General features: G+C 58.3%; 12 protein-coding genes. 11 read left to right on the top strand and 1 reads right to left on the bottom strand.

From position 1 onward, the window contains the following. Positions 1–678: 678 nt before the first annotated feature. From mraZ to ACR0JE_RS05115, 10 genes are all read left to right on the top strand, one after another. A complete protein-coding gene (gene mraZ, locus ACR0JE_RS05160; RefSeq protein ID WP_480863390.1) occupies positions 679–1,182 on the top strand; it encodes a division/cell wall cluster transcriptional repressor MraZ in 504 nt (167 codons plus the stop codon). 4 nt (positions 1,183–1,186) lie between these two features. Beyond that, positions 1,187–2,179 (top strand): 16S rRNA (cytosine(1402)-N(4))-methyltransferase RsmH, encoded by a 993-nt coding sequence (gene rsmH / locus ACR0JE_RS05155; RefSeq protein WP_480863508.1) that lies wholly within the window; start codon positions 1,187–1,189, stop codon positions 2,177–2,179. After that, positions 2,176–2,544, top strand: coding sequence for a cell division protein FtsL (ftsL, locus tag ACR0JE_RS05150; protein ID WP_480547647.1), 369 nt, complete (start codon positions 2,176–2,178; stop codon positions 2,542–2,544). Before rsmH ends, ftsL begins: the two co-directional genes overlap by 4 nt. Further along, the gene (locus tag ACR0JE_RS05145; RefSeq protein WP_480863389.1) at positions 2,541–4,328 is read left to right on the top strand and encodes a peptidoglycan D,D-transpeptidase FtsI family protein; all 1,788 of its coding nucleotides are present in this window, start codon (positions 2,541–2,543) and stop codon (positions 4,326–4,328) included. The genes ftsL and ACR0JE_RS05145 overlap by 4 nt, the downstream gene beginning before the upstream one ends. Before the next feature lie 22 nt (positions 4,329–4,350). Next, positions 4,351–5,832: a UDP-N-acetylmuramoyl-L-alanyl-D-glutamate--2,6-diaminopimelate ligase gene (locus ACR0JE_RS05140; RefSeq protein WP_480863388.1), complete on the top strand. Its 1,482-nt coding sequence runs from the start codon at positions 4,351–4,353 to the stop codon at positions 5,830–5,832. Continuing rightward, positions 5,829–7,223, top strand: a complete 1,395-nt coding sequence (locus ACR0JE_RS05135; RefSeq protein WP_480863387.1) for a UDP-N-acetylmuramoyl-tripeptide--D-alanyl-D-alanine ligase — start codon at positions 5,829–5,831, stop codon at positions 7,221–7,223. The genes ACR0JE_RS05140 and ACR0JE_RS05135 overlap by 4 nt, the downstream gene beginning before the upstream one ends. 36 nt (positions 7,224–7,259) lie before the next feature. Next, positions 7,260–8,342 carry a phospho-N-acetylmuramoyl-pentapeptide-transferase gene (gene mraY / locus ACR0JE_RS05130; RefSeq protein WP_170532124.1) on the top strand — a complete coding sequence of 361 codons (1,083 nt, stop codon included), beginning with the start codon at positions 7,260–7,262 and terminating at the stop codon, positions 8,340–8,342. Beyond that, positions 8,339–8,884 carry an AAA family ATPase gene (locus ACR0JE_RS05125; RefSeq protein ID WP_480863386.1) on the top strand — a complete coding sequence of 182 codons (546 nt, stop codon included), beginning with the start codon at positions 8,339–8,341 and terminating at the stop codon, positions 8,882–8,884. Before mraY ends, ACR0JE_RS05125 begins: the two co-directional genes overlap by 4 nt. Next, entirely contained in the window at positions 8,881–10,281 is a 1,401-nt protein-coding gene (gene murD, locus ACR0JE_RS05120) for a UDP-N-acetylmuramoyl-L-alanine--D-glutamate ligase (RefSeq protein WP_480863385.1), read from the top strand. Before ACR0JE_RS05125 ends, murD begins: the two co-directional genes overlap by 4 nt. A 108-nt stretch (positions 10,282–10,389) precedes the next feature. Next, positions 10,390–10,764, top strand: a complete 375-nt coding sequence (locus ACR0JE_RS05115) for a glycine zipper family protein (RefSeq protein ID WP_170532131.1) — start codon at positions 10,390–10,392, stop codon at positions 10,762–10,764. Between the two features lie 10 nt (positions 10,765–10,774). On the opposite strand, the gene ACR0JE_RS05110 is transcribed toward ACR0JE_RS05115, so the two are convergent. Further along, a complete protein-coding gene (locus ACR0JE_RS05110) occupies positions 10,775–11,959 on the bottom strand; it encodes a BaiN/RdsA family NAD(P)/FAD-dependent oxidoreductase (protein WP_480863384.1) in 1,185 nt (394 codons plus the stop codon). Between the two features lie 150 nt (positions 11,960–12,109). On the opposite strand from ACR0JE_RS05110, the gene ACR0JE_RS05105 reads away from it, so the two are divergent. After that, on the top strand, positions 12,110–12,445 hold the full coding sequence (locus ACR0JE_RS05105; RefSeq protein ID WP_480863383.1) for a cupin domain-containing protein: 336 nt from the start codon (positions 12,110–12,112) through the stop codon (positions 12,443–12,445). The last annotated feature ends 52 nt before the right edge of the window (positions 12,446–12,497 follow it).

Genomic DNA, 12,497 nt, shown 5'->3' with positions numbered 1-12,497 from the left:
CGGACCGAGTGCGCGATGATTGAGCGACAAATCACAAAATTTAGGCGTTCACGGACCGGGTATCGAACGGTGTTGGGGTCCTTTAGAGCCGTCCTATGACCTTGCTGGGAATTCGTGGGATGCGGTGAACTCGGGCGATATCTCTGAGTTTTTTGAGAGGTGATTCGACTTCACGAGCAAGAAAATCGGTGAAAACACCCGGTTCTCTGAAAAAATCTGAGAATGTATGGGAAATCATGGGGTCAAATGGGTCGACGAGATTTGCATATATATAGTGCCTTGCTTGACGAGAGGCACTACAGGAGGTGCCTGAGGTTTTCTACAGAAAGATTTGAGGGCCATTGTTTGGCCACTGAGCTAGTATTGGGCCTAAATTTCCTGTTGATTTCCATGAATTCCCATGGCATCCCTATATGCATCCGATGAGGACGAGGCAGCAGGGGCACAAAACGACCCCAAACCAAATAACAAACAGGTTTCATACAGGCACTTCGCTTTCATCACTCTGAAGATCCGGCGCGCGAGCGAGCAGACATCCCCCCAGGTGGCGCGCGCAGCTGGACATCCCGCACAGCGGGTCAATGCGGCGGGTTGATCAGTGGCAGCAGATCAACTCGCCGTTTTTCATCCGGGGGACGTGAATTTTGAGGTGGGGCGCAAGCGAAAGGGACAGTCGTCTTGGCGCGCAGGTTTAGAGGTGAAAGCCACCATAAGGTGGACACGAAGGGCAGGGTGTCGATCCCGGCCTTGTTTCGCCGTGTGCTTGAATCCTCTGATCCCAATTGGCAGCCCGGTGACACTCCTGAGCTTGTGATTGTCTATGGCGACCACCGTCGCAAATACCTCGAATGCTATACGATGCAGGCAATTGATGAGGTCGATGACAAGATCGATGCCTTGCCGCGCGGCTCGATGGAGCGGCGGATGCTCCAGCGCATGTTCCACGGTCAGTCCTTCCCTACGACCGTAGATGAGACCGGGCGTCTGGTCCTGCCTGCCAAGCTGCGCAACAAGATCGACCTTGGAAATGAGGCATTCTTTATTGCTGCCGGTGACACCTTCCAGATCTGGAAGCCCGAAACCTATGAGGTCGAAGAACTGGCCAAGACCGAAGAGTGGATGGACGATCTGCCAGATGATTTCGACCCGATGGTCTATCTCGATGGCGTTGGGGACGCGTAACGGCATGTCCGGCGCGGTCTCCTCATCTTCGAACCCACATATTCCTGTCCTGCTACGCCCTTTGCTGGCGGCGGTGTCTCCGGTGTCGGGTGTATGGTTGGACGGAACCTTCGGCGCAGGCGGCTATACGCGGGGTCTGCTTGAGGTCGGCGCCGACAAAGTGATCGGCGTGGACCGCGATCCGCTTGCGTTTGAGATGGCAGCAGATTGGGCGCGTGACTATGGTGACCGGCTGGTGATGCAGCCGGGTGTGTTTTCGCGGTTGGATGAATATGCGCAGGATTTGGACGGAGTCGTTCTGGACCTTGGCGTGTCGTCGATGCAATTGGATCAGGCCGAGCGCGGGTTTTCGTTCATGAAAGACGGGCCGCTTGATATGCGCATGAGCCAAGAGGGCGAAAGCGCCGCTGATCTGGTAAACGGCGCGACCGAAGCTCAGCTGGCCGATATTCTGTTCCATTTTGGCGAAGAACGGGCCAGTCGGCGTATTGCCAAAGCGATCATCAAAGCGCGGACTGAGGCACCGATCACAACGACGTTGCGATTGGTCGAGATCATCGAATCTTGCCTGCCGCGTCCGAAACCCGGTCAATCTCACCCGGCGACGCGCAGTTTTCAGGGGCTGCGGATTGCTGTGAATGCTGAATATGAGGAGCTATTTCAAGGGCTTATGGCGGCTGAACGGGCCTTGAAACCTGGCGGACAACTGGCCGTTGTGACCTTTCATTCCATCGAGGATCGGATGGTTAAGCGGTTCTACCAATCGCGCGCGGGCAAGACCGGTCGGGCCAATCGCTATGCGCCCGAAATCGAACAGGAACTGCCGCAATTTACCCTGAAGACCCGCAAGGCCGTGGGGCCGGATGAGCAGGAGTTGCAGGAAAATCCACGCGCGCGTTCTGCCAAGCTGCGCGTTGCGGTTCGGACAGAGGCTCCGGCAGGGGAAATCGATGCGCGGGCCATTGGCATGCCGCAGCTGGGGGAGAAGGCAAGATGAAGAGTATTCTGTATGTGTTGACTGCCATGTCCGTATTCGGTTTGGCGCTTTGGGCGTATCAAGAGAACTACCGCACCCAGCAGGTGTTGAAAGAAACCCAGTCGTTGCAGCGTCAGATTGGCACAGCGCAGGTGCGTTTGGCTGTCCTTAACGCCGAGTGGGCCTATCTGAACCGTCCGGATCGCTTGCGCGAGCTTGCGGATCTCAATTTTGAGCGTCTGGGCCTGTTGCCACTGCGTGCCGAACAGTTCGGGCGTGCGGATCAGATCGCCTATGCCGAGGATCCTGATCTGCCAATTGTTGATCCGATTGAATTGCAGGCCATTACGGATCTGCAGGCTCTGGGCGAGGTTCAGCTGCCATGACACGTACCCCACTTCGTCCTCTGGCCCGTGTTCTTGAGGCGCGTGCGAAAGGGGAAAACCCCAAGGCCATCGAGCGCGAGAATATCCGGCAACGCCACGAGCAGATGAAAGATCGCGCGCGTGCCCGCGCTGAGGGGCGTTTGCTTGTGCTGGGCCTGTTCTTTTTCTGCGCGTTTTCGGTTGTTGGGGTCCGTATGGGCATGCTTGCGACCTCTGAGGCGCAAGAGCCGCTGGCAAGCGCGCCTGGGGCTTCGATTGCTATGCAACGTGCCAATATTGTGGATCGTGAAGGCCGTATTCTGGCGACCAATCTGGACACCTATTCCGTCTATGCCCAGCCGCCCTTGATGATCGACCCAATTGCGGCGGCAGACCAGTTGGTAGCGATCTTCCCCGATCTGGAAAAAGAACGCCTGGTCAAGGACTTCACTGGCAATCGCAAGTTCCTTTGGATCAAGAAACGTATCTCACCCGAGCAGAAACAGGCTGTTCACGATATCGGCGATCCGGGCATTCTGTTTGGCCCGCGCGAAATGCGCCTGTACCCCAATGGCAAACTGGCTGCGCATATTCTGGGGGGGTCCGGTTTTGGACGTGAGGGCGTAAGTGCCGCCGAAGTGATTGGCGTCGCTGGCGTCGAAAAGAAGTTTGATAACTATCTGCGCGACCCGGCCAATGGTAACAAACCGCTACAACTGTCACTGGACCTGACCATTCAAGCCGCAGTTGAGCAAGTTTTGTATGGCGGCATGAAGATTATGAATGCCAAAGGGGCCTCGGCGGTTCTGATGGATGCGCATACGGGCGAGGTGATCTCAGCCGCGTCTCTGCCTTCGTTCGATCCCAATGATCGCCCGCGCCCGCCGACCTCGGGTTTTGATCCCTCCGACAGCCCGTTGTTCAACCGCTATGTGCAGGGCGTGTACGAGCTGGGCTCGGTGTTCAAGATTTTCACCGCAGCACAGGCGGTGCAGCTTGGGTTGGTGAATTCTGAGACTATCATCGATACTTCAGGCCCAATGAAGATCGGTCGTTTTCCGATTGGTGAGTTCAACGGCAAGAACTACGGCAAGATCAGTGTTGCGGATGTGATCGTCCATAGCTCGAACCGGGGAACCGGGCGGTTGGCCTTGCAGATCGGTTCCAAACGACAGCAGGAGTTTCTGCAGACTCTGGGCATGTTTAAACCCACACCGTTCGAGATTGTCGAGGCCTCCGGGGGCGCGCCGCTGAAGCCCAAGAAATGGGGTGAGTTGAGCACGGTGACCATTTCCTATGGCCACGGCCTGTCGACCAGCCCGATGCACCTGGCGGCGGGCTATGCGGCGATTGCCAATGGTGGGCATTATGTCAGCCCGACGATCCTGAAGAAAAACAGCCCGCAATACGGCCCGCGTGTCCTGACGGACAGCGCTGCGTCGCAGGCGCAGAAGATGCTGCGCAAGGTGGTGACCGACGGCACCGCCAGCTTTGGCGATGTCAAAGGCTATGACGTCGCGGGCAAGACCGGAACGGCGGATAAACCCAAACCGCGTGGCGGGTATTACGATGACAAGGTCATCGCGACCTTTGCCACAATCTTTCCGGCCTATGATCCGAAATACGTGCTGATCGTCACGCTGGATGAACCGTCAATTGTGGCCTATGGCGAAAAGCGCCGGACAGCCGGGTGGACGGCGGTGCCGGTCGCTGCTGAATTGATCGGACGTGTGGCGCCACTGTTGGGGTTGCGTCCGCGTCTTGAGCCCGAGGCGGGCGCTGCTATAACCCTGACCTCGAATTAGGGTGCCAGAGAACAGGTGGGTCATGGGCGCAAGAACAAAAAAACTCAGCCAACTGGCCCTAACCGCACGCGGTGGCGCAAATCCGGATATCACCGGGCTGGCCGTTGACAGCCGCGAGGTCAAAGACGGTTTTCTGTTTGCAGCCCTCCCCGGCACTCGGGTTCATGGTGGCGAGTTCATCCAATACGCCTTGCGCATGGGGGCCTCCGCCATTCTGACCGACGCCGAAGGCGCGAAGATCGCCGAGGCCGAACTGGCCGCATCCGACGCTGCCTTGGTTGTAGTTGAAGACCCGCGCCAAGCATTGGCCGGGTCCGCTGCACTTTGGTTCGGTGCGCAACCGCAGACGATTGTTGCGGTCACCGGAACCAATGGCAAAACCTCGGTTGCCACATTCGTCCGCCAGATCTGGGCTGAGCTTGGCCATGCCGCCGTCAATCTTGGCACCACCGGAGTCGAGGGCGCTTGGACCGCACCGCTGGCTCACACAACGCCCGAACCGATCACCCTGCATCGATGCCTGTCCGAGGCGGCTGAGAACGGCGTGACCCATGCGGCGATGGAGGCTTCTTCGCACGGGCTGGAGCAACGGCGTCTGGACGGAGTACATCTGGCTGCTGCCGGGTTCTCGAACTTCACGCAGGATCATCTGGACTATCACGAAACCTTCGAGGCCTATTTTGCAGCGAAGATGGGCTTGTTCGACCGGGTTTTGCCTGAGGACGGCACCGCAGTGATCAACCTGAGCGACCCTAAGGGAGCGCAGGTGCGCAAGATTGCCGAGGCGCGGGGGCAGTCGGTGCTGACAGTCGGATTGGGCGAGGCCGATCTTTGCCTTATGAACCAACGCTTTGACTCAACTGGGCAGGATTTGCGGTTTTCCTGGCAGGGCAAGACCTTCCAGACGCGCCTGAACCTGATCGGTGGGTTTCAAGCTGAAAACATCCTGCTAGCCTGTGGGCTGGTCATCGCAGCAGGCGACGACCCTGAGAGAGTGTTCGAGACCCTATCGCATCTGACAACGGTCCGAGGCCGCATGCAACTGGCCGCCACCCGCGACAATGGCGCGGCGGTGTTTGTAGACTATGCTCACACGCCCGACGCTGTTGCGACAGCTTTGAAAGCGCTGCGCCCGCATGTGATGGGACGTCTGATCGCTATCGTCGGCGCGGGCGGAGATCGCGATGCCACCAAGCGCCCGTTGATGGGCAAGGCCGCAACCAATCACGCCGATATCGTCTTCGTCACCGATGACAACCCTCGCAGCGAAGATCCCGCCGCCATCCGCGCGGCCGTGATGGAGGGTGCGCCAGGCGCAACCGAAGTGGGTGATCGGGCCGAAGCGATCTTGCGCGGCATTGACGCTTTGCAACCCGGTGACGCGCTGTTGATTGCAGGCAAAGGCCATGAAACCGGCCAAATCGTCGGCGATCAGGTTTTGCCCTTCGATGATGTTGAACAGGCGAGCATCTCCGTGGCCGCCCTGGATGGGAGGGTCGCATGACGCTCTGGACAGCGGCAGAGGCCGCCGAAGCGACCGGTGGTCGCGCGACGACTGATTGGATGGTAAACGGTGTGTCGATTGACACGCGCACCTTGCAGCCGGGCGACCTGTTTGTTGCGTTGAAAGCTGCGCGAGACGGGCACGACTTTGTGGCTCAGGCGCTTGAGAAAGGCGCGGGTGCAGCCTTGGTCTCGCATGTACCGGAGGGCGTGCGCGAAGATGCGCCGCTGTTGATTGTTGAGGATGTTCAGGCCGGTTTGGAGGCACTGGGCCAAGCCGCGCGTGCGCGCACTGAGGCACGTATCGTCGGGGTGACAGGCAGTGTCGGCAAAACCTCGACCAAGGAAATGCTGGCGAACATTCTGGAAAGACAGGGTAGGACCCATGCCAGCGTTGCCAGCTACAACAACCATTGGGGCGTGCCTCTGACACTGGCGCGGATGCCGCAGGACACGGAATATGCTGTGATCGAGATTGGGATGAACCACCCCGGCGAGATTGCTCCACTCGCGTGTCAGGCCCGCCCGCATGTGGCTTTGTTGACAACGGTAGCCGCGGTGCATCTTGAGGCGTTTGAGTCGGTTGCAGGAATCGCCCATGAAAAGGCGGCAATTTTCGAGGGGCTGGAACCCGGCGGCGCAGCCATCGTCAATGCCGATATCGAGCATGCCGAAATTCTGCGCCACACGGCGCAAGACCACGGCGCAGGGATCGTCGAATTTGGCCGACAGGCCGCAGATTACAAACTGACGGATGTGACCGCCGGGCCGGATTCGATTCAGGCCCAAGCCTCGGTTGGTGACACGCAGTTCATCTTCGACGTCCAATCCGCTGGTACGCATTTTGCAATGAACGCGTTGGGGGCCTTGGCGGCCTGTGTCGAACTGGGTGTCGATCTGGAACAGGCCATCGATGGGCTGCAGCACTGGTCTCCGGTCAAAGGTCGCGGAGTGCGCGAGACTTTGCCATTGGCAAATGGTGGGCAAATCGAACTGCTGGACGACAGCTACAATGCCAACCCGACCTCGATGGAAGCCGCTTTGGATGTTCTGGCGGCATCCCAAGGTGCGCGCCGGATCGCCTTTTTGGGGGACATGAAAGAGCTTGGGCCGCAGGAACAGGCCATGCACGCGGCGATGGCGCAGGTCAATGCGATGGCCGGTGTGGATAAGGTGCATTGCATTGGCCCGCTGATGCAAGCGCTGCATCGGGCTCTGCCAGATGATAAGCGCGGGCTCTGGTTCGAAACCAGCGCAGAGATGGCTGAGCACCTGCCTGACCTGATCAAAACCGGCGATAGCGTGCTGGCCAAGGGCTCGCTAAGCATGGCCTTGGCGCGGATTGTTGACGGTCTGCGCAAAATGGGGCAAGGGGGCGCGCTTGACGGGTGAACTTGCCCATGGGCCTCGTGTAAGAAAGGTTTTGTAATGCTGTATTGGTTGACCGCCTTGTCGGATGGAGGGGATTTCTGGAACCTCTTCCGCTACATTACCTTCCGCGCAGGCGGGGCCTTTCTAACAGCGCTGATCTTTGGCTTCATCTTCGGAAAACCGCTTATTAATGTGCTGCGCAAGAAGCAGGGCAAAGGCCAGCCGATCCGCGACGACGGCCCTGAGGGGCATTTTTCCAAGGCTGGTACCCCAACCATGGGCGGGTTGCTGATCGTCGGGGCTCTGGTCACTTCGACCCTCGTCTGGGCGCGGTGGGACAACCCTTATGTCTGGATGGTTCTGTTCGTAACTTTGGCCTATGCGGCCATTGGTTTTGCGGATGACTACGCAAAGGTGTCAAAGCAAAACACGAAGGGCGTTTCCGGCAAGATGCGGATGGCTTTGGGTGTCATCATCGCTGTTCTGGCATCGCTATGGGCAGTTCTGCACCATCCTGAAGCGCTGCAAAATCAACTTGCTGTGCCCGTTTTCAAAGATACGCTCGTCAATCTGGGCATCTTCTACATCCCGTTCTCGATTGTCGTCATCGTGGGGGCGGCGAATGCGGTGAACCTGACCGATGGTTTGGACGGCTTGGCGATCATGCCCGCGATGATCGCGGCCTCGACGCTTGGAATCATCGCCTATGCCGTCGGGCGGGTCGACTTTACCGAGTACTTGGACGTGCATTATGTGCCCGGGACAGGAGAAATCTTCATCTTCACCTCGGCCCTCTTTGGCGCGGGGCTTGGCTTCTTGTGGTACAACGCCCCGCCCGCCGCGGTGTTCATGGGCGATACCGGATCACTGGCACTGGGCGGCGCGCTGGGGGCTATTGCTGTGGCGACCAAGCACGAGCTGGTGCTGGCCGTCGTCGGCGGGTTGTTCGTGGTCGAAGCGCTGAGCGTGATCATCCAGGTCCTCTATTTCAAACGCACCGGCAAGCGCGTTTTCCTGATGGCCCCGATCCATCACCACTATGAGAAAAAGGGCTGGGCCGAGCCGACCATTGTGATCCGCTTCTGGATCATCTCGCTGATCCTGGCGATGATCGGGTTGGCGACGCTGAAGGTTCGGTGAAGAAGCGTCGGGTTGTACTGTCCGGATGTTCGGGCGGTGGCAAGTCCACCCTACTAGAGGAAATGGCGCGACGCGGCTATGCCACGGTCGCGGAACCGGGTCGTCGGGTGATCGCAGCCGAGCAAGAGCACAGCGGAGATGGTTTGCCCTGGATCAATCCCGATTCGTTTTGCCGTAAAGTGATCCAAACATCTTTCGATGATGTGACCAAGGCTCCAGATGGTTTGGTCTTATTCGACCGTTCCGCGCTGGACGCCTTGATTTGGTTTGATCGAACCGGCGCCAATCTGGAGAGTTCACTCCGGGATAAGATACTAAGCCTAGGATACGATCACTGCGTTTATCTGTTCCCACCGTGGCCCGAAATCTATGTAAAAGACGGACAGCGAAGGCATGACTTGTCCGACGCACTTGAAGAGTATGAGGCTTTGTGCGACCGCTTACCAACGCTCGGGTTCCAAACTGCGCTTGTTCCGAAAAAGCCAGTTGCAGACCGAGCAGATTGGTTTGAGGCGCAGCTAAACAAAGGGCAGATGACATGATCCCGGTCAAAGGGTTTTCAGGACAAAAAGTTGCGGTTCTGGGGCTGGGCCGATCTGGGCTGACCACCGCACGGGCGCTGCGTGCGGGTGGGGCACAGCCGGTGTGTTGGGATGACAACCCGGACGCACGGGACGCTGCTCAGGCCGAGGGGTTTGACTGTACTGATCTGCGCCGAAATGGGGCGTTCGAGGGCGTTGTGTCACTGATTGTCTCGCCGGGGATCCCACATCTTTACCCCTCACCAAACTCTATCGTTGCGGCCGCCTTTGATGCGGGCGTTCCGGTGGACAATGATATCGGCCTGTTCTTCCGCTCCTTCGCAGGTCCGGAATGGAACAACTTTGATACCCCACCGCGCGTGATTGCCGTCACCGGGTCGAACGGGAAGTCAACCACTGCGGCGTTGATCCATCATATCCTGACCGAGGCCGGACGATCAGCCGAACTGGCTGGGAATATCGGGCGGGGCGTGCTGGATATTGATCCCGGCACGGATGGTTCGGTCGTGGTTCTGGAACTCAGTAGCTATCAAACCGAACTGGCCCGGTCGCTGACACCGGATGTGGCCGTGTTTACCAATCTTTCGCCAGATCATCTGGACCGCCATGGCGGCATGGGTGGTTACTTCGCCGCCAAGAGACGGTTGTTTTCCGAAGGTGGGCCCGATCGGGCTGTCATTGGCGTGGATGAGGCCGAAGGCGTGTATCTGGCCGGGCAGATGGCAGAGGGGCCAGCGGATGACCGGGTTATCCGTGTCTCGGTTGATCGTAAGCTGACGGGTCCGGGTTGGCAGGTCTTTGCGCGCAAGGGGTTCTTGTCGGAATACCGCAAGGGGCGACAGGCGGGCTCAATTGACCTGCGCGCCATAAAGGGCTTGCCGGGGACACATAACCACCAGAACGCTTGTGCGGCATATGCCGCCTGCCGTTCGTTGGGCCTGGCCCCTCGGGTGATCGAGGACGCGCTGCACAGCTATCCGGGCCTGCCGCATCGCAGCCAAATTATCGCCGAAGCGCAGGGTGTAACTTATGTGAACGATTCCAAAGCCACAAATGTCGACAGTGCGGTCAAGGCGCTGGGGGCGTTCAAGCGTATACGCTGGATCTGTGGCGGGCTGGAGAAAGAGGGTGGGCTGGCTGCTCTGAACGAGGCAACCACCGACGTGCTAAAGGCTTATGTCATTGGGCGCGAGGCTGCGAAATTTGCAATGCAATTGAACGTCGAAGCACAGGTTTGCACAACCATGGCTGTTGCGGTTGAACAGGCGATGGCAGATGCCGAAGCCGGTGATACTATTTTACTTGCGCCTGCTGCTGCAAGTTTTGACCAGTATGATAGTTTTGAACGACGTGGCGAGGATTTTGCTGACAATGTTCTGCAAAGACTGGCTGAATAGAGCGATTACAGTTTGCCGCTTGTTCACAAGGGCAAATGGGCTATCGTCTTGACGCCCTAGCGGATTTGGTCTTGCCTTGGCAGGACTTTAGAAAACGAGGTTACGGATATGTCCAACCGAAAGAAATTTATGGTGTTGCCAGCGGTGCTGTTGGTCGGAGCCTGTGCCAGCTCTGGCGCGAACTACACGCCTATCATCGATGGCAATATCGGTCCCAATTACAACGCAGACCTGGCGCAGTGCCAGGCTCTGGCCCGAACACAGCCAACGGTTGATGGCAGAACAGCGGGTGCGGCGGCGATTGGTGCTGCAGGTGCCGCTGGTACAAAAGCGATCATCGATGACAGTGCCAGCGATCTGGGCCGTACCGCCGTTGCCGGTGCTCTGATCGGTGCGGGTGCAAGCGCGCTACAGAACACCCAAAATCAAGAGGTTATCGTGCGCAACTGCATGCGCGGGCGTGGCTATAACGTCGTCGGCTAAGGGTTGATCGTCAAAACGAGTGGCTTGCGATGGCGGTTCCAGCGGCGTGGCCGGAGGACCATGCCCATTGGAAGTTGTACCCACCCAACCATCCGGTGACATCCACCGCTTCACCAATTGCATAGAGGCCGGGGACATCCCTGACCTCCATCGTTTTTGAGGACAGGTCATCTGTGTCGATCCCGCCCAGCGTGACCTCGGCCGTGCGATAGCCTTCGGTGCCCGATGGGGTCAGTTGCCAGTTGGACAGGGCAGAGATCAGATTGCTGAGCGCCGCATCAGACTGGTCGGCCAGATTGCCATGCATTGGCATCTGCTGGCTGAGGTAATCGACCAGTCGCGCGGGCAAGTGGCGCGCCAGTTCCGTGGTCAAATCCTTGCGCCCAGCGCTTTGGCGTTGATCACGCAGCAGGTCGAACAGCGGCAGATCGGGGATCAGGTTCACGCGGATCGCCTCACCCTCGCGCCAATAGGATGAGAGTTGCAGTACCGACGGCCCGCTAAGGCCGCGATGGGTGAACAGAAGCGCTTCTTCAAAACTGGTGCGCTCGTTTGACAATCGTGTTGGCAGCGACACGCCTGAGAGGTCTTTGAACTTCCCATCGGAGAACGTGAACGGGACCAGCGCGGCGCGGGTTTCGGTGATCCGCAACCCGAATTGCAGCGCAATATCATAGGCCAGACCGGTCGCGCCCATTTTGGGGATTGACTTGCCGCCTGTGGCCAGAACCAGATTGGAGCAAGTCAGGCTTCGGCGCTGTCCTTCGCGCTCGACCTCCAACGCGAATCCACTTTCAGTTTTGCTCAAGTTCTTCAGCTCGGTCTGCACCCACAGTTCTGCTCCGGTACGTGTCATCTCATCCAGCAGCATCTGGATGATCTGCTTCGAGGATCCGTCGCAGAACAGTTGTCCCAGTGTTTTCTCGTGCCACGCGATTTTGTGGCGCCCGACCAGATCAATGAAATCCCATTGCGTGTACCGCGCCAGGGCGGATTTGCAGAAATGTGGGTTCTTGGACAGGAAGTTTCCCGGCCCTGCATACATATTGGTGAAATTGCAGCGCCCGCCGCCTGAGATACGGATTTTCTCGCCCGGGGCTTTTGCATGGTCGACCACCAGAACGCGTCCGCCGCAATGGGCGGCGCACATCGTGCCGGCTGCTCCGGCCCCAAGGATGATCGTGTCGTAGGTCATGTGTGGGGGGATGGCTTGGATTGAGCCAGAACGCAAGAGCGCGCCATCGTCTCGTTCAGGGTGCAATCCCGCGCGGGAAATCCGGATTGCCAGTTGCCGGACGCACTGTCATCCTGCGGCAATAACTTACCTGCTTAGAAGGAACAGTTCATGCAATTCCCGGATTTTATGGTGGCCTTTCCAAAACTCGACGTTCCTTTCCCCGAAGATGTGGTACAGACGGCCGTAATTCGCTCGGATGCAGGGCTGGTGGCGTTCTTTACCTTTCTTAAGGAAATGGAGCTTCCGCTTCATTCTCATGGCGCGCAATGGGGTACAGTCGTTGAAGGTGAGATTGAACTAACAATCGGAGATCAGACAAAAACCTACCGTCCTGGTGAAAACTACTCGATCCCAGCCGGGGTCGAACACGGAGGCCGGATCAAGGCAGGTACGCGCGTGATTGATGTCTTTGAGGAACCGGACCGGTACCCGATCAAAGCGTAACGCACTTTCATATCTCTGGGGCTGATCGAATTCCGCCTATGCCCCTCATTTC

This window comes from Ruegeria sp. H3 (assembly GCF_056533095.1).
The sequence above is the reverse complement of the archived record's forward strand: the minus strand, read 5'-3'. Positions and strand labels throughout refer to the sequence as shown.